General features: G+C 62.4%; 23 protein-coding genes. 4 read left to right on the top strand and 19 right to left on the bottom strand.

The features are described from left to right. Positions 1 to 343 precede the first annotated feature (343 nt). Together BO226_RS25835 and BO226_RS25830 are read left to right on the top strand one after the other, a co-directional pair. Positions 344 to 1627 carry an IS256 family transposase gene (locus BO226_RS25835; protein ID WP_071936707.1) on the top strand — a complete coding sequence of 428 codons (1284 nt, stop codon included), beginning with the start codon at positions 344 to 346 and terminating at the stop codon, positions 1625 to 1627. A gap of 332 nt (positions 1628 to 1959) precedes the next feature. Further along, complete coding sequence (locus tag BO226_RS25830) at positions 1960 to 2796, top strand: hypothetical protein (RefSeq protein WP_156895437.1); 837 nt, start codon at positions 1960 to 1962, stop codon at positions 2794 to 2796. Between the two features lie 79 nt (positions 2797 to 2875). On the opposite strand, the gene BO226_RS25825 is transcribed toward BO226_RS25830, so the two are convergent. From BO226_RS25825 to BO226_RS25790, 8 genes are all read right to left on the bottom strand, one after another. Further along, positions 2876 to 3658, bottom strand: coding sequence for a MinD/ParA family ATP-binding protein (locus BO226_RS25825; protein WP_071936705.1), 783 nt, complete (start codon positions 3656 to 3658; stop codon positions 2876 to 2878). 382 nt (positions 3659 to 4040) lie between these two features. Continuing rightward, positions 4041 to 4856 carry an AAA family ATPase gene (locus tag BO226_RS27515; protein ID WP_156666176.1) on the bottom strand — a complete coding sequence of 272 codons (816 nt, stop codon included), beginning with the start codon at positions 4854 to 4856 and terminating at the stop codon, positions 4041 to 4043. Continuing rightward, complete coding sequence (locus BO226_RS27510; RefSeq protein ID WP_156666175.1) at positions 4856 to 5995, bottom strand: hypothetical protein; 1140 nt, start codon at positions 5993 to 5995, stop codon at positions 4856 to 4858. The genes BO226_RS27515 and BO226_RS27510 overlap by 1 nt, the downstream gene beginning before the upstream one ends. A gap of 727 nt (positions 5996 to 6722) precedes the next feature. Then, a complete protein-coding gene (locus BO226_RS25815) occupies positions 6723 to 7445 on the bottom strand; it encodes a hypothetical protein (RefSeq protein WP_156666246.1) in 723 nt (240 codons plus the stop codon). Between the two features lies 1 nt (position 7446). Further along, a complete protein-coding gene (locus BO226_RS25810; RefSeq protein WP_138846232.1) occupies positions 7447 to 7692 on the bottom strand; it encodes a hypothetical protein in 246 nt (81 codons plus the stop codon). Between the two features lie 616 nt (positions 7693 to 8308). Next, positions 8309 to 8839: a hypothetical protein gene (locus tag BO226_RS25805; RefSeq protein WP_064257503.1), complete on the bottom strand. Its 531-nt coding sequence runs from the start codon at positions 8837 to 8839 to the stop codon at positions 8309 to 8311. A gap of 13 nt (positions 8840 to 8852) precedes the next feature. Then, positions 8853 to 9869, bottom strand: coding sequence for a ParA family protein (locus BO226_RS25800; protein ID WP_064257502.1), 1017 nt, complete (start codon positions 9867 to 9869; stop codon positions 8853 to 8855). Positions 9870 to 12053: 2184 nt separating this feature from the next. Then, positions 12054 to 12299 carry a hypothetical protein gene (locus BO226_RS25790; RefSeq protein ID WP_156895436.1) on the bottom strand — a complete coding sequence of 82 codons (246 nt, stop codon included), beginning with the start codon at positions 12297 to 12299 and terminating at the stop codon, positions 12054 to 12056. 639 nt (positions 12300 to 12938) lie between these two features. Between BO226_RS25790 and BO226_RS25785 the strand changes: the two genes are divergently transcribed. Together BO226_RS25785 and BO226_RS28610 are read left to right on the top strand one after the other, a co-directional pair. Continuing rightward, complete coding sequence (locus BO226_RS25785; protein WP_175428182.1) at positions 12939 to 13325, top strand: hypothetical protein; 387 nt, start codon at positions 12939 to 12941, stop codon at positions 13323 to 13325. Positions 13326 to 13469: 144 nt separating this feature from the next. Beyond that, positions 13470 to 15233 (top strand): DUF2637 domain-containing protein, encoded by a 1764-nt coding sequence (locus tag BO226_RS28610; RefSeq protein WP_071936700.1) that lies wholly within the window; start codon positions 13470 to 13472, stop codon positions 15231 to 15233. A 677-nt stretch (positions 15234 to 15910) separates the two neighbouring features. Here BO226_RS28610 and BO226_RS25775 read toward each other — a convergent pair. The 11 genes from BO226_RS25775 to BO226_RS25720 form a co-directional block, all read right to left on the bottom strand. Beyond that, complete coding sequence (locus tag BO226_RS25775) at positions 15911 to 16471, bottom strand: hypothetical protein (protein ID WP_071936699.1); 561 nt, start codon at positions 16469 to 16471, stop codon at positions 15911 to 15913. Between the two features lie 91 nt (positions 16472 to 16562). Continuing rightward, positions 16563 to 16922, bottom strand: a complete 360-nt coding sequence (locus BO226_RS25770; RefSeq protein WP_064257497.1) for a hypothetical protein — start codon at positions 16920 to 16922, stop codon at positions 16563 to 16565. Then, a complete protein-coding gene (locus BO226_RS25765) occupies positions 16919 to 17254 on the bottom strand; it encodes a hypothetical protein (RefSeq protein WP_064257496.1) in 336 nt (111 codons plus the stop codon). The genes BO226_RS25770 and BO226_RS25765 overlap by 4 nt, the downstream gene beginning before the upstream one ends. 688 nt (positions 17255 to 17942) lie before the next feature. Next, positions 17943 to 19162, bottom strand: a protein-coding gene (locus BO226_RS25755) for an IS3 family transposase (RefSeq protein WP_156895435.1) whose coding sequence is annotated in 2 segments (ribosomal slippage) — positions 17943 to 18907 and positions 18907 to 19162 — 1221 coding nt in all. Because the reading frame shifts where the segments join, the coding sequence is not laid out codon by codon here. A gap of 87 nt (positions 19163 to 19249) precedes the next feature. Next, positions 19250 to 19543 carry a hypothetical protein gene (locus BO226_RS25745; RefSeq protein ID WP_138846223.1) on the bottom strand — a complete coding sequence of 98 codons (294 nt, stop codon included), beginning with the start codon at positions 19541 to 19543 and terminating at the stop codon, positions 19250 to 19252. Between the two features lie 288 nt (positions 19544 to 19831). Next, positions 19832 to 20038 (bottom strand): hypothetical protein, encoded by a 207-nt coding sequence (locus BO226_RS25740; RefSeq protein ID WP_064257494.1) that lies wholly within the window; start codon positions 20036 to 20038, stop codon positions 19832 to 19834. Between the two features lie 299 nt (positions 20039 to 20337). Further along, entirely contained in the window at positions 20338 to 20625 is a 288-nt protein-coding gene (locus tag BO226_RS25735) for a hypothetical protein (RefSeq protein WP_064257493.1), read from the bottom strand. A 63-nt stretch (positions 20626 to 20688) separates the two neighbouring features. Then, a complete protein-coding gene (locus tag BO226_RS25730; RefSeq protein ID WP_064257492.1) occupies positions 20689 to 21393 on the bottom strand; it encodes a hypothetical protein in 705 nt (234 codons plus the stop codon). A 175-nt stretch (positions 21394 to 21568) separates the two neighbouring features. Beyond that, positions 21569 to 22192: a hypothetical protein gene (locus tag BO226_RS25725; RefSeq protein ID WP_071936696.1), complete on the bottom strand. Its 624-nt coding sequence runs from the start codon at positions 22190 to 22192 to the stop codon at positions 21569 to 21571. 133 nt (positions 22193 to 22325) lie between these two features. Continuing rightward, positions 22326 to 22493, bottom strand: coding sequence for a hypothetical protein (locus BO226_RS27505; RefSeq protein ID WP_156666243.1), 168 nt, complete (start codon positions 22491 to 22493; stop codon positions 22326 to 22328). 91 nt (positions 22494 to 22584) lie between these two features. Continuing rightward, on the bottom strand, positions 22585 to 24597 hold the full coding sequence (locus tag BO226_RS25720; protein WP_198040684.1) for an ADP-ribosyltransferase domain-containing protein: 2013 nt from the start codon (positions 24595 to 24597) through the stop codon (positions 22585 to 22587). Between the last annotated feature and the right edge of the window lie 255 nt (positions 24598 to 24852).

Genomic DNA, 24852 nt, shown 5'->3' with positions numbered 1-24852 from the left:
CCGAAAGGCACTTCCCACAATCGTGGGTATGACCAGTACCTCTGCTCTCCCTCTCCGAACGTGGGTCAGTGTCGTCACCCCTAGTACCCAAATCGCTGAGGCGTGTGAGGAGTTCGGATTGACCACCCCGCAGATCCTTCTCGTGCTCGCAACGCAGGACGGAGCAGAAGCCCTGCACCACCGCATGAACACACTCGGCCTATCACGAGCAGCGGGTAAGTCCCCTGGGGTGGTGTGAAACCGGGCTCCCGAATCGGGACCGTGTCGGTCCTGAACGTAGAAGGGCCACCGCGTGAAGCTGTGTGGGTAACGACCAAGAAACTCACACGAGAAAGACACCGCGATGGCCCTGGACCAGTCTGCCCTACTCGAGCTCACCGAGTCGCTACGCACCGCCGACGGCGGCGACATCATGCGCACCCTGCTCGCCACGATTCTGCAAGCGTTGGTCGACGCCGAGGCGACCGCCCATATCGGTGCCGGACGCTACGAACGGACCGACACCCGCACCACCAGCAGAAACGGTACCCGCGACAAGACTGTCTCGACCACCAGCGGCGACGTGACGGTGAAGATTCCCAAGCTTCGGCACGGCTCGTTCTTCCCGTCGCTGCTGCACCCACGCCGTCGCATCGACCAGGCCCTGCATGCGGTGATCATGGAGGCCTACGTGCACGGCGTCTCGACCCGCAAAGTCGACGACCTGGTCGTCGCACTGGGTGCCGACACCGGAATCTCCAAGTCCGAGGTATCACGGATCTGCGGGGACCTGGACGACGAGGTCCGCTCGTTCAACACTCGTGAACTCGATGTCCACGCCTACCCGTACGTGTTTCTCGATGCCACCTACTGCAAGGCCCGCGTCGGTGGGGACAACCGCGGCAAGGGCGCGAAGGTCGTGTCCCAAGCGGTGGTCATCGCCACCGGTGTCGCCGCCGACGGCCGGCGGGAGGTCCTCGGCTGCGCGGTCGGCGACAGCGAGACCGAGGTGTTCTGGGCCGAATTCCTGCGGAGCCTGCGCGAACGTGGTCTGCACGGGGTGCAGTTGGTGATCTCCGACCACCACCGCGGTCTGATGAACGCGATCGACAAGGTGTTGGTGGGGGCGGCGTGGCAGCGGTGCCGGGTGCATTTCCTGCGCAACGTCGCCGCCCGGATCCCCAAAGGCCAGTTCGAGATGGTCGCCGCGGCGATACGCACCATCTTCTCCCAGCCCACCGGGATGCTGGTGCGCGACCACGTGGACACCGTCGCCAGCACCTTGGAGTCGCAATTCCCGACGGTGGCAGCGATGCTGATCGAGTGCAAGGAACAGATCACTGCGTTCGCCGACTTCCCCGAGGCGCACTGGAAGAAAATCTGGAGCACCAATCCGATCGAGCGGCTCAATCGGGAAATCAAGCGCAGAACCGACGTAGTCGGGATCTTCCCGAACCCCACCGCACTGTTGCGGCTGGCCACCTGTGTGCTCATCGAAGCACACGAGGAATGGCAGGTCAGTGATCGTCGCTACCTGTCGGAAGAGTCGATGACATTGCTGTCCCCGCCGGCACCGACCGTCCTCGACGCAGTCCGACCCGCCCGTCCCGGAGAGGTGGTGGACGAGCAGACGCCCCTTACGGCATAATCAACACAGCCTCACAGCGCAACGCGCACAACGGTTTACACCACTTCACGGGGCTCAATCCGAGCAGCCGACAAGAAAGGCCAGGCGCCTCACATCGTTCAGGCGGTCGAGGAAAGCATCACCACCTTTGCCTGCGAGTATCCCGAGCGTCTTCTTGCGCGGTCCGGAACCGGCCGGCCGTTTACCTCGGTGGACGAATCGGGGGTTGCCTACACCGTCTGGGCAAACTTGGATCCGCTTCTGCCCACCAGTTGAAAGTCGACTTACAGCTTCCGCGGGATGGCTTCGCCTCACGGTGGACTCCGGTGTTGACTGCTCGTAGAGCACGGCCTGTGGCGCAGGACAGGGGCATTCCGTTTCGCCCACCCGCGTTCAAGATCGACTTCCGCCCTTCGATACTTAACCGGACGAAAGGATCAATCACCCTTATGTACGCGTATCGGTCTTGCCTCGCACTACTCACACTGGCTACGGCAACCCTCGTCGGATGCAGCAGCGCCACAACCAACGCCGACGAAACAGTCTCGCCCGCCGCTCCCCCTTCAGCGACCACAACAGCCGCCACCCCGACCGTGCAGCCTGTTATCGCGCAATACACCTTGGTCGAAGACACCGAACGCAACTACCGTGCACTCGTCGAAACGGCTGATTCCAAGTCGCTGAACCTCGCCTGGCAGAAGATCCGACAGGACTTCCTCGACAACTACCCCGACGGGGGCTACTTCGTCCGGTTCGACTGCGCGATCGATGACAACCCCGACGCTGCAGCAAACCGCTTGGCCAACGCGAAAGTCACCGTAGGGGCATTGGGAGCAGCCCAGACAGGCCTGAGAAAGGGACAACACGAGTTCAAGATGAACGACAACGCCCGCTGCGGCGACGATCCTGGGTTCAAGGCCACCTTCGACCGCGAAGCACCCCTGTCCGAACAGGTCGCCATCGACATCTGCAACGAACACATCGACGATCAGTACACGGTCGAACAGGTACCTGCCACCCTCGCTGACGTGAAGGCCACGGCCACCAACGGCAAGTGGACCGTCACAGGTACCTCCCAAGGCAACAGCCCCTACGGCGTCAATCCCGCCACCATGGTGTTCACCTGCAATGTATGGAAGACCGACTCCGGCACCGTGATGCGGGATCTTCCTCGCTTCGAGACCCAGTAGGACAGGTGTGCTGCGGGGTCACTTCCCCGCAGCACCCCCACCGCCTACCGCGGAGCGCCGCCGCGAACCACAAATTCCGTTAGCGTTCCATGGCCGCTGAGGACATCACGGCGTCAGCGAGCTTCATCAACTGATGGCGAGTTGCGTCTGCGAGCTTGTTCATCTCGATGATGTTGCCGCCCTCGAGATGCTGATCAAAGGGCAGTTGAACCACCGCGCGGACGATGCCCCGATAGAAGTCCACAATCTTCCCGGTGTTGGCATTGGTGCGGTCATGGCGCGAATTGACCACGACGACAGCATCGTCGAGCAACTGCTTGTAACGCGGGTTCCGCTGCGCATGCTCCAACATCCAGTTGGCCGTCCATGTCGACGAACGGACACCATCACCGCCCTCAGACACGATGACCACCAAGTCAGCATCGTCGAGAACCGCGGGGACCACATCCGAGACCATGCCGGCCGCGCAGTCCGTGATCACGAGGTCATAGTGCTGTCGCAGTACACCCATCAACCGCGTGTACGCCGCACCGGTGAAAACGGCGTCGTTCGACATCGACGCATCGGCAGCAAGCAACTCCAGACCACCGGACAGCACGTTCGTATGTGCGCGCACCTGCTCGTAACTGCTAATCCGTTCAGCGCTGCTGACCACGGTGCGGACCGTTCCCACCGGGCCGTCAGGAGCAGGGGCACGATTCGCCAGATCGCCACATCCGGGGGATGCATCAACCGCGACAATAGGACCCGGCCGATACAGGGCCAGCGTCAAACCGAGCAGTAGAGCACTCGTCGTCTTGCCCGTGCCTCCACCTTCGTTGATGAAAGCGACGGTTTTGGCGCGAGGCAGAGGCCTGCTCACTGATGCTTTCAGTGAATCGGTCTCGCTTCTACCTGCACTGATGCCACGTCCCCTGAACAGAGACCGCCATCCCTTACGGCTCTTATCCGACTTTCCCGAGGACGTATGGACTTCTGGTCGAGTCCCGACCTGGCCTCGAGTAGGCCTCGGCTTCCCCGGACTGTCAACCGGGCGCGGGGGACGCTGGACAGGTCGAGGAGTGTGCTGCCAGTCGGACGTATCAGGTTCCATATGGATCGACTCAGTCCACGCCGCTTCATCGAGCGACCGATCGTCCCACGGATTGCCGGCCTCAACGCCAGCATCGCCGTCGCCCCAGGGATCAGCCCTACCCGTCATGCGGTCTCCACCTCCTGATCTGTCGTGCACACCATGGTGACGGTTACCGTTCCGGTCCCCCGGTCAGGTGATCACGCCACCGTTCGTGCACTACGCCAGTTCGTCGGTCCGACCAGCCGGTTGAACAGTCCACAGACCACTGCCGAAGACGAGAAGTCGACTGGGCGCCCATCCACGCGGTAAGCCCGGCATCACCGTTCCACCCCTGCCTATTCGTCGTCCCAACGACGAGCAGCTCACGCGGATGCGCTGCGATCTGAGAGCACAGTTCCTTCCATGCCACCTGCACGTGATCGGAACGGCGATTGGCGACGCCGATGTCGTCGATGAGTACCGCAGACGCGCCACGCAGCCATCCCTGAATACGAGACCGCAACTCCCACGGTGCGACGTCACCGCCGAGCAGCGACTCCTCAGTTGCGAAGCGCACACTGTCGGCGCCGAACTGACGAGCGGCAGCATTACAGATGGCAAAGCCTGCCCAGGTCTTCCCGATTCCAGTCGGGCCGAAGAACATCAGACAAGTTCTCGATTTCGGATCGGTCTCGGCCGCCCGTAGGGCCTGTCGTGCCGCCTGCGCCCAGCGGGTTGCCCGAACATCGTCAGCCTCAAGACTTGCGGTCTCATAACCGGCGGTCGCATCGAAATCGAGAATCCGCTGCTGCAGACGGAGTTGCGCCTGAGCGTCAAGCTCAGCTGCCCACGTCTCTGCCGGATCGTCGTTTCGGCACTTGCTACACACCACGTGGTCTTTCCAGTCGTGGGCGCGGCCCGGCAGTCCAGACATTCGACTTACCGAGGCTCCGCAACCACTGCATCCCACTTTCACGATGTCGCCACCGGAGAGAGCAAACTTCATCAGATTCCTTCCACAGTCACTGTTGTCGAACCGACAGTGGCCATACCGTCGCCTGCGAGCGCGTTTGTAGTGGCGACGCGTGACTGCCCGGCTCGGGAGTGTGAGCCGTCAGTAGCCATGTCGACCAGCGCCTTCCGAACCTTGCTTGGTGGTGGAAAGTCGTCACCACTGGTGTAGAAGCGTGCGCGGCCGGCGTGGGGGTCGAGGATCCACCGAACGACAGATTGCAGTTGGACTTCCGGAACAGGTTGGCCTCCGTCCCCGCCAGTGAGGAGCTCCCAGACAGACCGATGCGACACAGGTCGAACTGGAATATTTCGGCGTTCAAGCAGCTTCGCGAGGTAGCAAGCCCATCCATGAGTCAGTTCCTCGATGGCTTTGGCGTGCTCGCCACCATCGCGGCGGAGGTTGAATCCCACGCCTGCTGCCACGTAGTCCCCGTGAATCTTGCGGAAGGTGCGCTCAGCTGGAACTCCCTGAATGTTGGAACGCCAGTGGTTTCGGCTGCGCATCGCCCACACGATTACCTCCCCCGGATCAGTCCCGTCGCAGGACCTCAGGATCGCCAGCGCGTTTCGTCTCCACGCCAGAGTGGGTTTGACCTGGTCAACTAGCCCGTAGAAGCGAATCTGTTCGGCCACGGTTTCGATCAGCCGATCTATTCCTGCCACGGCGAGTGCACCATCGGCTGTTTGAGCTGCGCGGAACTCGGCCAGCATCTGTGTGTAGAGCCCCGCCTTGGCAGCGCCGGATTTTGTCGCAGCGGGAGCAGCTATCGGAACCCGGTTACGTCGCCAGTAACTGGTTGGGCATGTATCGCTGAACGCCCAGGTGAACACATCCTCGGGGCGCGTAGCTCCACTGGCGGCAACCACTGCGAGTGCCCATGTCTCAGGGGCGCCGTCGATGATCCGCGCTCCGGTCTCTTCCACCCATGTGATCAGTTCGTCGATGCGTTCCGGAGGCGCTTTCCAGGCATGAGTAGAGCGCGATCCAGTCCCCTCTGGTATGGATTCTTCGCGCATAGCAGCAATAACCAGAGAGGCGACTCGATCGGCAAATTCGTTGAGTATCTGGGGCCGTTTTTCGAGGGCCGCAAAAAGCGCTTGGGCGAGTATGTCTTCGTTGATTTCAGACATTGTTTCTCCCTTGCGTGAAGTATGCATTCGACTGGTTTCGCGGACCACGCTAGAGGGGCTGTTTCGGGTGTGCGGCAGCCGAGTTGTGGGGACTGGATCGAGCGCCCGTGCGACGGGTCGTCGTGAACTGCGCCGCTCCGATCTTGGGGCTTGAGCTCAGGTTGGGAGATCGCGCCTGGACAGAGACCGCCTGAAACAAGGGCTGAGAGGCCGCGTGGCGCATTTTCGGCCCTGTTTGCATACCCGGGTTGGAAATGAACCCTCCAGAGCCTCCTGGAGGGCTGTAGGGCTGGCATCCCGATTCCTGGCGTCGATCCGATCACGGGATGCGCCGGCCGGCGCATCGAGGCCTCGGCGCGCAGCGGCGAGGTTGTGCCCGGGCTCTCCCGTGCCATCCCTCCCCCTGCACCCCCACCGACCGTAGGGAGGTGGGGTTTTAGTTGTTGTGATCTTGTTCGCGCGCGCGCACGCACGCGCGAGCGCGACTATCCATAGGGGTAGTGGATACCCTATCCATCCCAACTCTGACCTGCGCCGATACAGGTGGATAGGGTATCCGCAAGGGTATCCGTACAGGTATCCACTTTTCGCGAAGTGGATAGGGTATCCACAGGGGTATCGGAAGGGGCATCCACCGATTTTTGGGCCGATTTTCGTGTCTGCATAGGGCACAGAGAAGGCCCACGGAACATGTCCGTGGGCCTTCCGAGCCGGCGTGGCGGGAGCTTTACTGGGCGTGTATCCGGGCCTGGAACGGTGTGACGTTGCGAACCTGCGCCAGCGCCTTCTGCAGAGGCACGCGCAGCTCTTCCTTCACTACACACCAGTTCCGACGGTCGAGTTCGGCCGCCGCGGAGTCGATCCCTGGCATCGTTGCAAGGGCTCCGATCATGTAGTCGTTGGGATGGTTGAGGTCACCGGTCATCGCGTTGGGTGGCGGAAGTTCAGACTCAGTAATTTCCGCCCACAACAAACTGGCACTCGCATGGAGATTTTGTGCCTTCGTAGGCTCGAGACTCGATAAATCCAGTCGTAGCAATTCTGATCCGATAACGAATCGGAGCAGCGGACTGTCGATATCGTTCTGCAGCGGGTACAGACCGGCCTTCAAATAGTTCGGATTGGTGAAGCAATTTCGCCGAATCCACGACCTCACGAGAATGTAATATCCATCTCGGACTATCTTTCCCCGGCGTTCGAGAGAGTCGAGCGACTTCTCTGCATGGTCCGGGTTGGTGCCTTCGATGTCGCCCCACTCGTGCTGCAGGTACAGGCTGCCGACCGGAGTGGTTGCCTTCGACGTCAGAATCAGGGCGAAGTATCCGATCTCGGAGAAGCTGCACCCTTCGGCTGCCATCTCCTTCCAGAAGTCCTTGACTACCGGGACGAAGAACCCGGTTTTACCGCGGGCTCTGTTAGGGCGGACCAGCTTTGGTCGAGGGTCACTCATGTCACTCCCCCGTTGTTACGTCAACGAGGCGCCAGGCGATGAAGTCGCCGACCACTCGTCCCGCGGCCGCCAGTTCCTCCCACGCCTGCCGGGGGGTGACGACCGCGGACTTCGGCCCCAGTTCGGTGTATCGCAACCGGGTGGGCAGGAACGCTTCGGCGTCCTCGGGCCCGAACGTTGTGTTCGGCGCGCATTTTGCCGACAAGAGCAACGCGGACGCCGCGACGGTCAGGGTTGGTGTGAACACGCAGTTCATGCCACACCTGCGCTAACTGCCGCCAGTACGGCTGTTGCTGGGCGGACTGCTCCAAGTCTGAACGTGATGTCCTCGACTGTGGCCACGTCGAGCCAGCGGGACCACGCGGCTCGGACGACGGCGGCCGTCGAGACGGGCGCGCCCGAACACCGGGTGTAGACGTTTCCGAGGAGTTCTACTGCGTACTCGCAGTGACTGGGCAATGTCGTTGTCATGCGGGCCTCTTCCGTCCGTGCGGGGCTCGCCAGGTACGGGCCGAGCACCGCGATGGCATGGTCATCCGTTGACGCGTGGGCTGTTGCCCGCATGGCTTCGATAGCAGCTTCGCCGAGGATCCAGCCAAGTGGGCGGTCTGTGCGTTCGGCCACGGCGTCGAGGCATGCGCGTGCGTGGCGGTGGAGGCGCAGTGTGATCACGTTCGATGCTCCCTGATGTGCGCTGACTGTTGATCTCCGATGGTTGGCATACTCGCATGCCAGGTTCTGTCGGAGCGGCGCCACGCATCGCAAGACGCACGTTCGGGAGACAAAGGACGAGGTCACAGGGTAGATAGCGTGAGGGGCCGGTCGAGTTCGACCGGCCCCTCACCTTGTGATCATGTGATCGTCTACTTGTTTCGGATACGCGCATTCTCCGGGAAGTACCGGAGCAGACGCTGGGCATCCTTCTCGTTCCTGTTGATCCGATCGACTGCGAACAGCAGGAGTGCTTGGACGAAGGCCGTCTCCGACGCTGTACCGCCGAACTTCTTCATCCGACTCGGATCAGAGATATGCCAGTTGAGCGAGGCATCGGAGACCGCGTCCACTGTCGACTTGAGCATCGGGAAGGTCTTCATCTGGATGTGAGCGGAACGTTTGGTTCGCGCTGCCGCCCTCCCCTTCCGAGGGCTCGGTGCGGCCTCTGCCACCTCCTCCGAGCTCAGATCGTCGTCCTCGTCTTCGTCCTCGTAGTCATCGTCAAAGTCATCGACGATGTCGTCTTCCTGCTGGTCAAGCGGGTTGGTCGACGGGTTGGGAGAGGTGATGTCCGTGCTTTCCGGAGCCGGCGCCGCCGGGGCATCAGCGAACGCTGCCAGGCTGGTTCCGAGCGTGCCCGCCTTTGCCAGGCCCAGACGATCCACTTTGGGTCGTGCCATGGGAAGTTCCTTCCTAGTTCGCGGGGGTTTCGAGAGAGGCCGAAGGATCTTCCGATGCACGGAAGTTCGCGAAGACAACCTCGGCGAGCTCTGCGGGGAGATCTGCCGCCTCGAACGCATCGAAGATCGCGTCGGTCTTCTCCGGCACCACACTGGCTACAACAGCCAACGCGATCGCAGAGTAGGCCGCGGTGAGCTGTGCACCTTTACTCCCCCGCGCTACGCGCGCAACAGGAAGCATCTCGGCGCCCGCTTCCGGAACCGTCGTACGACGAGGTACCGGAGGTTCGAGAACGGGCAACTGGCCGTGAAACTTCTCCTGCATCCATTCCTTGGCTGCTGCAAGAGTTTCCGTGTGCTCGGTGGTGCGGCCGTCCATCATGGTTGCCGCTACCCCGATGCCATTTACAGGCCGGCCTGTACTACTCGAAAACTTGATCGCTGACTCGATGGTCAGCACAAGTCCGGACAATGCCGCCGACTCTGTCTGGAGAGGGAAAACAAGGTGCTGCGCAGCGTTCAATGCGAGGTGGAACGTGGACGCCGTGCTGGCGGGCGGATCAACGATGATCATGTCGTAGTACTCGCCGAACCCCGACGTGGTGATCGCTTCGAAGAGTGCGTGCTCGGCTTCGGTCCCTGACCGGGACGTCACTGCATCCAGTCCCCGGTCGGGCGCTGGAACGATGTGGACTTCCCCGCCGGGAATGAGCGGGCCGCCCTTCGCCCAGGCTCGATCGGCCACGACTTCCGGTTGCCACTGAAGTGGTTTGCGCGTAGCGGCCTGAGGTGTGATCGACCCCTCGAGGACCTCACGAATCGAAATCTCCCCCACCGGGGCGAGCGTCCCGGTCATCCTGGAAAGCGATCCGTTGGGGTCCAGGTCGACACCAGCGACGCGAAGCCCGAAGCGAGCAGCGTTGTCAAGGATCTGAGCCGTCAGCGTGCTCTTCCCGACGCCACCCTTCGAGCACAAGGTAGCCACGGTCTTGGCGCGGTAGTTGGCGCGACTTTCACCAAGGCTGGCCATCGCACCCCCTTTCTGTCTGGCCCACACGATGCCCATTTTTCAGTGAGGCAGGCACCTGTGCAGGCAGGATCCGTATTGGCAGAGCATACAAGTCGTGGTTTCTGTGCAGTCCACGACACGCGTGCACTCTTCAGTATCTGTTGTAGCAGGAGACATCAGCTGCCACAGACACCGCATCCTGTCTGGTCTCTCAACACCATCCGTGTAGCCCTTACTCTCAATGCACAACATTCCATCCAGTGGATCTGCGCTGTCAGGACGACGCTGCGTGTTCGTGCATGAGGTGTACAACGGTGAGCTTGTTCATGAAGGTATGCATGTGTGGCACGTGTCTGATTGCGAACACTGACCAGCAAGCCAAGCTGTGTCACACATTCGACCCAGACTGCATTGGCTTCATATATCAGATTTACACGCCTGCTTTAATGCATGAGCAGTGCATGACATGCCATATTCGGCACATGGATGACCCGTACAATATTTATACAATGTTTCACATTGACTACACGTTTAGAACTTGTCATCTGTTGAGGAAACAGTACGCGTACTGCATTAATCACATGTACAGTCAGCAGTATGTGTGTATCTAATACGCACCTTCCTATACAGACAGCAATGATCCTAAGCATCCCACTGCATAGACAGGCATAATGTTCAACCAATGATGCATGTTTTTGATGTTGTCTCTGTCCTATATGTTCCACACACGATAGATGGTTCAGACTGACACAACAGCAAACATGCTCACTACAGTTGAACTGCATCACATCTATAACACAGTTGATCTGTCTAGAACCAAACATATGCATCTCATGTAGTGCACCGTCGGGCTGTTTGTTCCACACCAGACTAAATATCTGTCTTACCAACTAGACATGCTGTGCACATGGGGTCTGTGTTAGCAATACTTTTGTGTTAATAACTGCAGCTCAGTTCACATTCTCATGTCCCGCAAGTACCTAGACCGCGATGACTGGAACCTCGCAATCGAGCTGCTTTGGACACCCCCACGACCTGTCAGCTAGCGCCAGTGGGGGATCGGAATCCTGTAGATCCGGTCGGCTGAAATCTCCGGTTTCACGAATCATGCCCCTGCGTACTACTGCGCTAGTTCGCATGTGGAGGCGTTCAGACCTCCCTCTCGTTCTCCTGTTATCCACATTGGAGGGGAGGTCGGCCGGCCATCTAGGCATGCAATCTGGTGACATCTCCTACCGGGTGCGGCCCAAATACTCTTCCAAAGAGAATCAGTGAAGTGGATGAGCCAAACCCGATTCGGCCGGCACCATCGCCTGGCAGTCGACGGAATTGATCCGCTATCGGCATTTTTGTACCCGCTCTTAATGCGTCGAAGGAGGGCTGAGAACTGGCCCTTGCGGATTCCTGACGTCTTAATATCCCGTCCAGATGAGCTGGTGGTACCGCTCTCCCGAGCCAACTTCGAGGTCGTTTTCACTCCCGGATATGTGGTTTGCTGTCGAATTTCGGCTGCATACGTTCTGGCATGAAGTGCCATCTTCGGCGCCACAGCTCTGCCCTTGAGTCCCCATTTGGATCCCCTGCCCCTGACGTGCCCCACAGTTCACGGATGATCTTGGGGGGTCTACGGGGCCTCGTCGAACAGGTCCAGTCGGGACTCATTGACAGCAGAAGAAAGGCACCCTGCACGCGCATCCCGGACACGGGAGCACCGCGCTCACAGCATGGTTCGCACTCCCGATTCGCCCTCCAAGACCTTCACAAACTGATCGATTGCGGACCTCCTAGACCAGTCCGGGAGTGGGGGAGAGGTGCCTGATTTTGCCCATGACCGACGGGAGCGCCGCTGCTTTTGGGGGCCGGTCTCGTCATGATTCGACTGACGACCGGTGGCCCATCCAAAATTGCGGCCTTACGCCGGCTCGGGGGAGAGGGGCCGTTCTCCACCCCCTTAAAACACCCCAAATCGCCGTAATGCCACCCAGGAGCGACGCAGACGCAATTAAACCCGTTTCTGCACTACCACCTACCAGAAGCGCGTTTCGTGCGGGAGAGCTGATTTCAGAGCCATTGCGTCGCTGAGCTGCGGGAACGCGCGTGAAGGATGCCCCGACCGTCGAGCAGGGGGTGACCTCTCGCACACGGGACCGTGAATGCAGGGAGCGTCACTTAGGCGGCAACACCGATGCGTACCGCCGGCCCGCTCTAACCGTCCGCACGGTCGCCAGCACCGTGCGGCGGCAGGGGAGTCCGGCTGACGAGGTGTATCCCCGCGAGGCCGGCCACGCCCACGGCTGCGACCGCCAGCGCCCACGTGTCCGAGCTGACCACGAGAACCAGCACCACTCCTATGGCAGTGATGATTCCGAAGACGATGTTGGCCCACCTCTTGAGCTCGGCCAGCTGAGTCTTGGTGACAACGATGCGCGGGCGATGTGCGTCGGGGGCCATGAATAACTCCTGCGGTGCGGTTGGGGCGGACAGCCACACGATAGGGATCTCTGTTCCACCGCTTACCCCCGTTGGTCAGCCCCGATCGTGTTGTCCGCAGCAACCTCCGGGAGCGAGAGCATGGGCGCGACATCCCGCCGAGAGCCCGGAACCTTGGGTACTAAGCTAACAAGATCAATATGGGCAGTTAGTGCCCATATGGGTAGCGACGGGAGCGGGCATGGCCATCACGGCGGGGGCGAACACCAAAGACGAGGTGAGGAAGACGACCACAACGATCGAACTCGCATGCGCGGGCTCAACCGCTAAGGGGTCAGCCCTCGCCTCCGTGACGAGCCGGCAACCCGGTCGCGTCGCTCCGAGGGGCAGCGAAAGCTTGCACGCAACCCCCCTCTCTGGAGCTGATGCCTGCGCAGAGCACTACGCACTCAAGAGCGCCCTCGACAACATCCTCCGCCGCTACGACCACGTTTTCGCTGGTCATCGACCCGCGAAGAATGTGCTCGGGCGAAACGCTCTGGTCCCGACCTTCAGTCACGCAACTGAGCTCGCGCGGTACTCCGATGCTGCATCTCAGCGCACATGGGCCGAACAGCTTCACACACAGTTTGTCGCCATCCTCGGGAAGGTGTCGCGCCGATGACCTCGTATCCAGCACCCAAACGCCCGGCCCACCCAGATCCGCCGGTGCCTTCGGGAACGGATCAGCAGGATTCGCTCGAGTCCTCCAGCACCGACCCGGCCCGACCAGACATCTCCGAAGCCACTGATCGGGAATCGGGAGCCGCGGAAGCAGGTCGGCGTACGAAGAAGCGCAAAACAGCCACCACCGACATCTTGTTGTCGATCGACGTCGAACTCAAAGAGCGAATGGTTGCAACCCTCCTGCACACGCAGGCCCGTACCGGAATCACCAGTCAGCAGCAGTTCATCCGAGTGGCCATCGATCAGCTGTGTTCTCGGATCGAGCGGGACTACAACTCCGGGAAGCCATTCGCGCCTCCAGCTGAAGGCATCAACCTCTAGGAACACGACCTTGCGCAACACTTCTACCAGCGATTTTGCATGTCGACGCGGCAATGACGCCGATGCCCCGCACGAAAAGTTCCGACCGGGCACAGGCCGTCGGACGCTCCAGGACAGGGAAACCGCGAAAGGAACCCCCAGTCGATGACCAATCTGACGATCCGCGCCGCACGTATCCAGCTATACGGCCTGATGGCAGCGCTACTGCTTTGTGTCCTCATCACAGTCGGCCTTACGACCGGGGCCTTCATCCTGTCCTTCGACGTCCTCCGAGATCTGGCGCTTCAGGGCATGGTGAGCGAGAGATGGACGTGGATCTTTCCCGCCATCGTCGACGGTGCGATCGTAGGAGCAACGATCGCCGTAGTCGTGCTGAACAAGATCGGCGGTAGCTCCAAGGGCAAGAACTTCTTCGTGGCACTGCTCGTTGCAGCGGTGTGCATCAGCGTGGTGGGAAACGCCTTCCACGCCTACAAAGCAGTCCACGATCTCCAGGGGGAGATGGCCGACGGATTTGATCCAGGCTTTGCACCACTCGCGCCCATGGGGGCCGCAGTAATCGCGGTCATCCCTCCGATACTGATGCTTCTTTTCACCCACGGCATCGGCATCCTCGTGAAGGCTATTGGCACGGCCTACTCCGAGTACACGGCAATGGTGCACCAGCATGCGGACGGGGAGAGCGCCGCAACCGAAGTCACTCCCGTGGCTGCCGGCAACGCAATACCCACCGTCCCCGTCGGCAACGCAACACCGACCACCCCCGCCGGCAACGCAACACCGACCACCCCCGCCGGCAACGCAACACCGACCACCCCCGTCGGCAACGCAACACCCACCGTCCCCGCCGGCAACGCAACACCGACCACCCCCGCCGGCAACGCAACACCCACCGTCCCCGCCGGCAACGCAACACCGACCACCCCCGCCGGCAACGCAACACCCACCGTCCCCGCCGGCAACGCAACACCGACCACCCCCGTCAGCAACGCAACACGAGCCATTGCGAGTGCGGACCGGACGATGGACAGTCCCACGACCGCTGCAACGACACCGATGCGCAACGCCCGCTTCTCCGGGCGTGTAAACGCTGCATCGCAGGCCGACGAGTCGCGCAATGCAATGTCGACGACTCATGCCAGCAACGCAACGCCAGATCCTGCCGACGACAACGCAACGGTCCGTGCACGAGGCAGTTCCGCAGCGCTGAATCACCACGGACCCGTGGCCGCAACGGTCGACACCACGTCCCGCCCGGCGCCCCCAGCGGCAAGCAGCCGTAGCGCGACCACTCGCATTGCGGCCGAGGAGTCGGTGTCGTCTTTCATCCCCGAGACGCCTGACCGTGCGGTCGGCTCCACCGAAGAGATTGCAACGGCCCTCGACGCTGCTGGGGACGCAATGCCCGAGCACGTCGTAGCCACCAGCATTGCGGACAGCAACGGCACCGTGTCCGCAACGCCGGAGGATGACCGCGCAACGGGCAACGACGAGGACGCACCCCGCGTGCCATTCGCTGAACGTGTTGCCTCCCGTATTGCGCAACTCGATGAGGAGGACATTGCCGCAAAGTTCGACAAGCGCAGTGCACCGGCCTTCGGGGACACCGCGGAGTCGCGCAACGAGCACCGAACCGTCGAGGAGTTGCTCCAGTTCATCGAGAACGCTGATCTTGAGGAAGCCGTGAAGCAGACCGCAAAGCTCAAGATCAATCGGCCCGACGTTTCCTTCGCCGAGTTGGCCGAGTTGACCGGAGCGCGGGCAGCGAGCACCGCAATGCGCCGCTACAGGAAGGCCGAAGCCGCTGCAATGGCTGCCGGGTTCAGTGTTCCGCCGTTGCCGGACCTCAGTGACGGCTCTGCTGGCAGCAACGCGCCTCGCGAGGCCGGGCTTATCGGTGCCACGTAGGCATTGCAGCCCTCAGAGCTGATCTCGATTCCAGAGGACCACGACGGGGTCGGTGCAACGTCCGAGTGGGCGTTGCACCGGCCTCAGTGCGTCCCTTCCTCAACACGCAACGACCTGCGGAGCGGTTTGTTGCACGCCAACGGGGGACATCGTCGGTCACAGGGGCCTGAGGCCACTAGTCCTGATCGCTGCTCGGGGGAGTCTGCCTAAGAGCTCGATCGGGTCCCACCGTGACTGCAACCGCATCTGGTTCGAAGGACAGATGTCGCGATGCAGTGAAGATTGACAGGACACGCCGCTACAGATTGACAGAGGCTCGATGATACGAGAGCGCCGGTCAAGGTGTCATTCCAGGAAAACCGCAGCTCAGAGCGCTTATAAGCTGCGGTCGGCCCAGTTGATCTGCCCCCGCCTATCTCGCTCATCTTCGGTGCATCGACAACCTGACCTGCGGTTTTTTGAGTCGGGAGTCTTTGTTCTTGTTGGGCTGAACAGTTTGGTCGCTCACCGACGATAATTTCCATTACCGCAGTTGAACCCGTGAAGGTGCTGCTCACCGTGTTTTCGGGCTGGATCGGGTAGCCGGGAGCCTCCCGATCGGCTCACCTGAGGCATCGGTGCGGGTGGCCGGGGACTACCGAGTCCCCGAACGCGCCCGCCGCGGTCCCGACGACTCCTCAGTTGAGGGCCTGGCGGCAGTAGTCCTCGCTGTTGCCGGCGTCGATGCAGTCGAACCAATCGATCTGGTCCTGGACCCACGGGGACGGCGTCTTCGGCGCGGCCGGGTCCGGCATGGTCGCACCCGAGGGGTACCGGCAGACGGTGCCGTCGCACACCGGGGTGTTTGCGGCGACTTCGTCGGCGATGGTCTGCTCAAGGACCCCCTGGCAGTATTCGGACCACCCCGTCACGGTGCCATCGGACCAGTACGTCTCGATCGGACCGAAGCCTCCCGGGTTGCAGTGCAGGATGGACGGCTCCTCAACCGGGACTGCGGCCGGGGACTCAACGGTCGGCTCGGTGTACGTCGCGATCGGTTCGACGGTGGTTGTCTCCGCGACCGTCGTGGTCGGCGGCGGGGGAGTCGTGGTGCTGCTGGTCGCAGCTGTCGTAGTCGATGCCGTCGTAGTCGGCGTGGTGGTCGGTGCGTCCGACTGTTCGTTGCTGTTGCCACCGCACCCGGACAGCACGAGGGTGACGAACAGAGCAGCGGTGGGCAGACGACGCAAACGTTTCACCTACGCAATACCGGGTTCGGTACTGGATCCGTTACCTATGGAAGATGGCCCCGGCACAAGTCGTGCCGGGGCCATCTCACATCGTGTGCGCTCAGCGCAGAGCGATCTTCCACAGGTTGCTGGTCCGGTCGTAGCGGATCAGCTGCATCGGCACTGTCCTGACGAGCTCGAAAAGCGTCTCATCTGCTGCGACGGCGTTTTCGTCGACGACGTCCTCGCCAGCACCGGTGTGCACAGCAACGGGCAGGTATTCGTTGGGATTGCCGTTCGAGTCCAGCATCAGCGTCGTAGCGGTCGGATAGCGCCGCGCTGTGTATTCCTTCAGTGCCCCGATGGCCGCCGCGTCGATTCGCTCCTGGAGCTGGCGCTGTTCCTTGAACAGCTCGTGCAGTTCGACCTGGAGGGGGTACAGCTCAGCGGAAGTCTCGGCGGGGGCGGGTGTGGTGGTCATGAACGCTCCTTCGAGCAGGTCTGCGGGATAATGACGTCGTCTACGTTGCGGGTCTGCCCTGAGAGATGCGGCATGCTCACCAGCTCCGGAAGCGGGCGCCCGTGTGTGGCGGCGAACTGTCTCAGTTCCTCGAGTTCGGCAGTCGTGCCGATCCAGGTAGCCGTGATCTGTTCGAAGTCCTCGGCGATGAAGCGGGCGGCGTCGGCGTATTCGTACGCCTGGTCGACGCACTCTCCGGTGTTGGTCTCGCTCCGGCGATCGAGGAGATCCGCAAGGTGCTCGAGGCACGTGCGGTCGGGGAAAGCGGAGCGCGTGTAGGTCAGGTCGGTCATGGTTCTCCCACTCGCAGTGGCAACAGGGACGGGCGGACCATCGCGGTTTCCGTCATCGAGTGCGGCACGGTTCAGTGGACGCACCAGCGGTGGGGGAGGGGAGTGGTGGCCCGACGACGCTACGGACGACACGGGACCTCGGCCCTGATTACCGCAGGTCATGTGCGAGGACCGCGTTCAGCTTCGGCCAGGACGGCGTTGTACAGGTCGACATGGCCGCAGGGGTTGTCCCAGCAGTCGGCCACCAGCCAAGCCCCGTCGTCATAGAAGTTGTGGGGGTAGGGCTCGCCCCGAGGGCCGCCGCAGCGGGGGCATGTCCCAGCGATGGTGATCGTGCGGATGGTGGCGAGGCCTACAGGCGAGTGTCTGCGGTCGGCCACACGAACGGTGAGGGTCGCGACAGCGTTGGTGTGGCCGGATGACAAGGGCATGGGCGATCTCCTGATACGGGTCGGTCGATAGGGGTCTGCTGTGCCTTCACACTGGCCGCAGGACACGACCTGCGCGGCACACGGTTTTGGGGACACAGGTCAGGGTTGCGCTCTCTGTGTCCGGCGGGCGGACAGGTGGGTGTGAGAAACGATTCGGGCCGCGCCAGATGGCGCGGCCCGGTGGGGGAGTGGACCGGTAGGTCACCACTGGGGAAGTCGAGGTGGTGAGGTTGCCCCTTGAGAGTGGACACCAGATTTCATGCCGCGAGTGTGAGCGTAGCCGATGCGGTCATTCGTCGTTCGAACTCGATCGGTGTCAGATAACCCAACGCGGAATGACGTCGCCGCCGGTTGTAGTACGACAACCACTCGAACAACTCCAGACGCGTTCGCGCTTTCGATGTCGGTCCTCGGCCATGTAGCCATTCACGTTTCAGGCTCTGGAAGAACGACTCCGCCAGGGCGTTGTCGTAACTCGACCCCACACGACCTCGACTCTGTCGAATCCCATGCGCAGCACAGAAATCCGAAAATGCGGTCGAGGTGTACTGCGCTCCGTGATCGCTGTGAAAAATCACTCCGTCCACGCCGCCACCACGGGAGTCGACCGCCATCTGCAGTGCATCGGTGACCAGCTCGGTACGCATATGCTCGGCGATGGACCAGCCCACCACCCGACGCGAACAGATATCGATCACCGTCGCCAGATACAACCACGACGACCCCACCGGAATGTAGGTGATATCGCCACACCAACGGCTGTCGAGCTCGTCGGCGGTGAAGTCTCGACCGATCAGATCGGGCACCGTCGCTGCCTGCGAATCGGGGATGGTGGTGCGCCGGCCACGGCGCAGATGCCGACCGACGATGCAGTGGCCACGCATCAACCGCGTGACCCGTTTGCGGTTGATGCACACCCCCAGCTCGCGCAGTTCGGCGTGGATGCGGGGTGCACCGTACCCGCCGCGATGCTCGGTATGGATCCGGCGGATCTGCGCCACGGTCGCGGCCTCCTCGGCGGCACGCTCGGTGCGCGCATCGGCGGTGGCCAGGTGCCGGTAGTAGCCGGACCGGGACGCGCCGAGGACCCGGCACAGCCGCTGCACACCGAACTCGCTGCGGTGGGTGGAGATGAAGTCCCAGCGGCAGGTCTTCACTTCATCTCCTGCGCAAAATAGGCCGCTGCCCGGCGCAGGATCTCCCGTTCGAGCTGCCATTCCTTCTCCGCACTGCGCAGCCGGGCGTTCTCCGCTCGCAGGCGCGCCAACTCCTCGGCTGGGGGTTCGCCGCCGCCGGCTCCACGGTCCGCCGCACCTCGACCAACGGCGTTGTCCTTGCGAACCCAGGTCCGCAGCGTCTCGCCGCTGATACCCAGGTCCGCAGCCACCGCCGCGTAGGTGCGGGCACCGGCGGCCGCGCGATACAACGCGACCGCGTCCCGACGGAACTCCTCCGGGTAGTGAGACTGGCGTCCCATGTGAACATCCCTTCTGGTTCTTGTACGAACCATTGTCAGGGTGTCCCCTCCCAGGGGGCAGCCTCAGTGGTGACCTACCGGGGTCTGTTAGGCCGCGATGGCGCGGCGGTAGTGCTCGATGGCGACGTGCCAGTCACCAGCCTGTTCACCGGCGGCGATCCAGCCTGCAACAGTGTCGGCGTCGAAGATGTGCGCGATCTGGTTTTCGCCGTAGACCTCTTCGAGGGCCGCTGCGTAGGCATCGATCTGGTCGGTGGGGCCTCCGGCGAAGTTGCCGTTGTGGAAGACCACCAGAACACCGTCGGTGTCTGCAACCGCGTTGTGCAGTGCGGTGGCGATGAAGTTGTCCTCGGTGATCTCGTCGGTGGGGGTCATGGTCATCGGGTTCTCCTCGGTGTTCCGTTCGTTGACGAGAACCACCATCGCTGGGAGGTCTGAACCGTGCGGCACGGAACGCTGCCGGCGCGTGACCGGGTGCACCGGCATCCACCTGGTCTTTCGGCTCGGAGCCAGGTGCGTGGGGCGGACAGGCTGAGCCTGATTCGGGCGAGACACGAGGGCGGCTGTCACCTCGGTGTCGACCACGTCAGCATTGCCCGGTTGTGCTGCGAAAACACCCTCATACCCAGGTAGTTTCGCAGCACAACCGGGACGGTATGGGTGTAGCGGTCAGGAGTGTTCCCAGGGAAGCGGCTTGCCTTCTGCGATGGTGGACGCCACAGCTTCGAGGAACATTGTGGTGCTCTCTCCGAGATCGGCGATGCGCGCCAGTGAGTTCGCGATGTCCGTGGGTGTGCGGCCTTCGGTGACTGCCTGGCGGATGATGTCGAGCTGTTCGTCGGTGATGGTGTGTTGTCCGACCGTGTGTTCGGCCATGTCTTTTCTCCTTCGTCGGTTCGCCCATAGTGTGGCGGGGGCGGTTCGGGGGCGGGGCAGCGGTGGTCGGCTGATGTCGACGTGGTGACGGTCATGCCAGGCGTGGACAGAGGTCGGGAGGATCTGGCAGTGGCGAGGGTGCTCATGCTGGCATTTCGTCTCGACCAGCATGACGACGTGACGACGATCCGCCCCTGTAGTGCCGATATGTCGAGGCGACGACCCCATGGGCCGTCGCCTCGACAAGCGAAGGTTGATCGGTCACGGTGCTCGCACGTGCTGTGCGTTGTCCGGGATGGTCATGATTCGTCGGGGGAGGTCAGACGATAGCCGGTGCGGGTGGGGTGCATACGGTCGATGTCGATGCGGACTACGCGGTCGAGCGACACCTTCTCCCCGGTGATGCGGTCGATGCCGTGAGTGATGTGGCAGACGGCCTGGACGTTGCCGTAGGTGGCTTCGAGGTCGGTGATGGTGAAGTGGCGGATCGGGTCTCGGGTGGGGCTGTTGTCGGCCCACGTTTGGCCGATGCGGATCTCAGTGCCCCTACGGTTGATGACGCGGGCTGCAGCGCTGGTGGTGGTCATCGAATCTCCTCATTTTCTGATGTGGCGACCGGGATCCAGTCCCCGGCCATGGCTGGGTAACGGTCAGTCGATGGTGATGCCGTCTGCGGTTCGGGTGATGGTCACGACAGTGCACGGTCCGAGATCACCTGTGTGCTCACGCAACTCGGGTGTGTAGTCGCAGAGGTTCTCGTAGTAGATCTCGTCGCCGTCGCCGTCGGTGAAGTCCACCTCAAGGGTGTCGTCGAAGTGGTAGCCGTTGTCCCACAGTTCCGTGGTGATCACGATCCTGCGGATGGTGCGGTTCGTGACCCGCTCGAGAGCATCGACGAGAAGGTCCTGGATCGTGGTGAAAGGGATCGGTGCTTGTCCGATGATCTCGGGCGTGAACGCGAGATTCAGCGTGCCGCCGCCACGATGCCACGGCCCGCCTCCCAAGCCCGTCGGCAGGCGACGCATCACCGACAGCAGCCCTTGCCGCAGATCGGTGCCGATGACCGGTCCGGGCACCTGCACGAGGTTGCCGTCGCTGATCGCGTAGACGACCCCGATCTGGCCGGCGGGCGTGAGCAGCGCAGTCGCCGACGTCGCGTGGGGAACAGCGGACCGTACAGCGGCGGCGAAACCGTATCCGACAACGCGCCGTTGATCGGCGAGAAGGTCCTCGATGTCGCGGTCGACGCGGTCCAGGAATCGGTTGAAGTGCAGGATTTGCTGCTCGGTGAATACCGTTGTCGGAGTGTCGGTCACGGTCGCACTCGGGGCTGATCCGATGGTGTTCTCAGTCATGGCTCGATGGTGTCGCTGGGGCTGATTCGGTGCGGCACCACCCGCGCCGGCGTCAGCACCGCCACACGTCGACGACCCTGACTTCGGACAGCACCATGTTGGGGGCCGAACGTGATGCTGGCCCCGCGCCACCGAACCAGTCGGAGCGCAGGGCCAGCATGTGCCGTCTCGACGGTCAGCTCAGAACAGCATGTTCTTCGACAAAGGGGATCGGGGCTCGGTCGTGGAACACCCGCAACAGATTCGCTGCATAGTGCATGTCCTCGGCGACGCGGTGGTTCGACTGCCCGTACTCGTCGACCAGCTTGAGCCGGTCGGTCGTACGTTCGGCGTCGAGGATCAATCCTGCTTCGCAGAACGACCGCGCATCGATCATCCGGTAGGAGAACATCGTGTCGACTTTCGGCAGCCACCGGGCCAGGAACTCGCGGTCCATCCGGTGCGAACAGCCACTGAGTGGGGTAGATCCATCCACCCCCCACCGCAGCAGAGTGTCGACGATGACGTCTTGGTAGCCACTCAAATCTGCAGGTAGCGCCTCGGATGCATCGATGGCCGCTTCAAGCTCTGCGAGCAGACCGTTGTGAGTGTGCATCCGGCCCACGAACTCCAAGGTGGGGTCGGTTCTCATTCGTTCGATCACAGCGGAGGTGGCCGTAGTGATCGGCAGCAGCACCAGCCGTTCGAGCGGTTCGAGATCGGCCGAGTACAGCGCGAACCCGATTTCGAGGATCTCGTGCTCGGATGCGACAGTGCCCGTTGTTTCGAGGTCGACGAACACGAACCCGTCCACGCTCATAGATGTTCTCCGTTCTTCATCACGTGTGGGGTCACACACCGTCCAGGTGTGTGACCCCACCGGTGACCGGCAGCGGTCACCGACTGAGATTGATGGTCACCGCTAGGTCCGACAGATCCGCCCCGGTAGTCGACTACGAGCGCTGCACCATCGCAGACACTCCGGTGTCGGTCGTCGCGGTGTCGGATCGAACCGGTTCGACGATCTTGCCGCCGCACAGGCTGAAGGGGGCGGAGCCGACGTGCTTGTAGCCACCGAACGGGATGCGTTCGATGCGTTGTCCACAGTTGGAACAGTTCATGTGTGGCCTCCGAGGGAGCGAGTAGGTGATTGACGTCCATCAGTGTCAGATCCCGGCAATGCGAGTGCGGCACATCGTTGTTCGAGTGGGCTCACACGGTGATTCCCTCGTCGGCCTCGGCGACGATGTCCTCGGCGACCAGATACACGGTGGGAATGCCGTTGATGCCGGCCTTGTCGACGTGCACACATCGCAGGTCCGATCCTGGAGGGATGATCACCTCGTCCTCACCAGGGTGAGCGGACAGCGAAGAGACCGGCATCCCATGACGGGTGCGGATGACCATCAGATAGGCCGGATGGGTGGGTGTCCCTTCGGATTGGGCGAAGGACACCGCGGTCTGCGCGCGGGTGGTAGCGCTGGTGACCTTGCCCATCTGCATCTTCGCGCCGACCGTGAACGCCGAATCCAGATACTGATCGGCGGTACCTTTCCAGCCACTGGGCACTCGGGTACCGCGCATCACCGTCATCGGAGTTGTGTTGGTGTTCTTCTCTGCGAACTGTTCGAACGTGGTGGTCAAGGTGGCAACTGTGGACTTGGTTGTCGGAGAAGGGTTCTTGTCGCGGCCCGTGATCGCTGCATTGAGGGCACGGTACGAGTGCCCGGTGTATGCCCGCAGTGCGCTGCGCTGATTCGAATCGATGTGTTCTTTCATGTACGGCTCGAAGTCGCTGGTCAGTTGCGTCATCGACGAGGTCTGTACGGTGCCCGATGTAGTGGCGAATCCCCAGGCTGTGGGGTTGCCGAGCCGGGAGGAGATCACTGCATAGTCGCCAGCGGTCTCCTTGCCGAACGCGCGGATCCCCGACCGGGTCAAGCTCGCGTACTTCTCATCACCCAGGGACTCCGGTGGAATCTTGTGGTCGAACAGAGGAATGACGCCGCCACCGATAGTGGGGGTGCCGAGCTTGGCGCGGCGAGCCTTCCGGTAGGCAACCTCGGCGTCTTCAGCGCTGGCACCGGCCGCCAGGGCAGCCGCCCGCGCCGCCGCACCGGCGTCCTCGGCAGCTTGTTCTCGTAGTCGTTTGCGGTGCCGGCTCGCTCCCTGATGAACCTCGTTGCGGACCCGGGCCCCACCCAGTGCCTCGGCGAACTCCTCGGCAGCGGTATCGAGCTGCGCGGTGAGGCGTGCGCTGGCATCGCTGAGATCGCCGTCGACCGCAGCAGCTTTGGACAGTGCCAGAACGGCAACTCTGTTGGTTTCAGCTCGTTGCTTGTCCAGCGGGTCCGCATCGGGACCCGGATTGGTCAGGCCGGTGAAGATCGGGACGCGGTTGGCCTTCGCAACCGCGTCTGCTTTGGAGAAAGCCGTGGCCACCGGCACGTACACGCCGTTGCCAGGATCCTGCAGGACGAGGAACTCGCCGTATCCGGATCGGTAGATCGCTGTTCCACCGTCGAGCAGTCGCCCCTCCACGGTGTCGTCGCCGTTGCTGAGGGCAGCGGTGAAGGTGCCGGCCGTGTAGATGCTGGTGTCGCGGTCCACATCGGAAATGGCGATGGGGTTGTTGGTGACCAGAGTCTCGACCGCAGTCTGCAGGTGCTGCGCGGTGGCGGCCGCGGCGATGATGTCCTGGTCGGCGGGGGACAGTTCCGCGAGGTACTCGTCGCGGGTGTGTTCGTCGACGGTGCCGTGGTAGTCGTATTCGGCGATCAGCAGGTTCGATTTCGCTTCGCCGAGACGATCGTTCGCAGCGACGTAGAGCGCGCGTAGCTTGTCGCGTTCGGCCTCGGCCAGGGAGATCTCGTGGGGATCGCCGTTGCGGGTGGCTTCCATCGCGGCACGTCGCGCCCGGTAGTAGGCACGTTTCGCTTCCCGCTGTTCGACCTTGGCTGCCTCGAGTTCCGCGCGGGCCTGCTCCAGCGCGGCCCGTTCCGGGCTGCTCATGGCGTCACGCTCGGCCGCGGCGATCGCCAGGATGTCCGCGGCCGACGGCGGGTGCGAGTGGGTGCTGGGCAACGTGAGGCCGCCGAACGCCGATTCATCGATACCGAGCTTGTCGATCAGTTCCGGAAGCATGCTCGGGGCGGCTCCTTGGACGGCTGCGGCGGTGTCGAACAGACCTTGCTGCTTGAGGTGAGCCACCACCAGGGACCGCACTTTGCGATTGCGGGCCCGGTTGCTGTTCGCGCGGGCGGCCGCGGCGTAACCCCCACAGCTGGGGCATCGCCGGCCCCCCTCTTCGATCGATCGGCACATGCCGGGCAAGGTAACGATCACCGTTCCGGTGATGACCGTGCGCGACGCCCTCTTTCAGGGCATCCGGCATGTCCCCGGGTGGCGCTGCTCGACCTTCCTTCGCGCGGCCGCGAGACCCACTCTGGCCAGGACAGGGCACCGAGCCTGTCGCCTGCA

It is taken from the genome of Rhodococcus sp. 2G (assembly GCF_001886355.1).
GTDB classification, from domain to species: Bacteria; Actinomycetota; Actinomycetes; order Mycobacteriales; family Mycobacteriaceae; genus Rhodococcus; species Rhodococcus pyridinivorans.
Note: the sequence above shows the minus strand (reverse complement) of the source record. Positions and strands in the feature narration are given on the sequence as shown.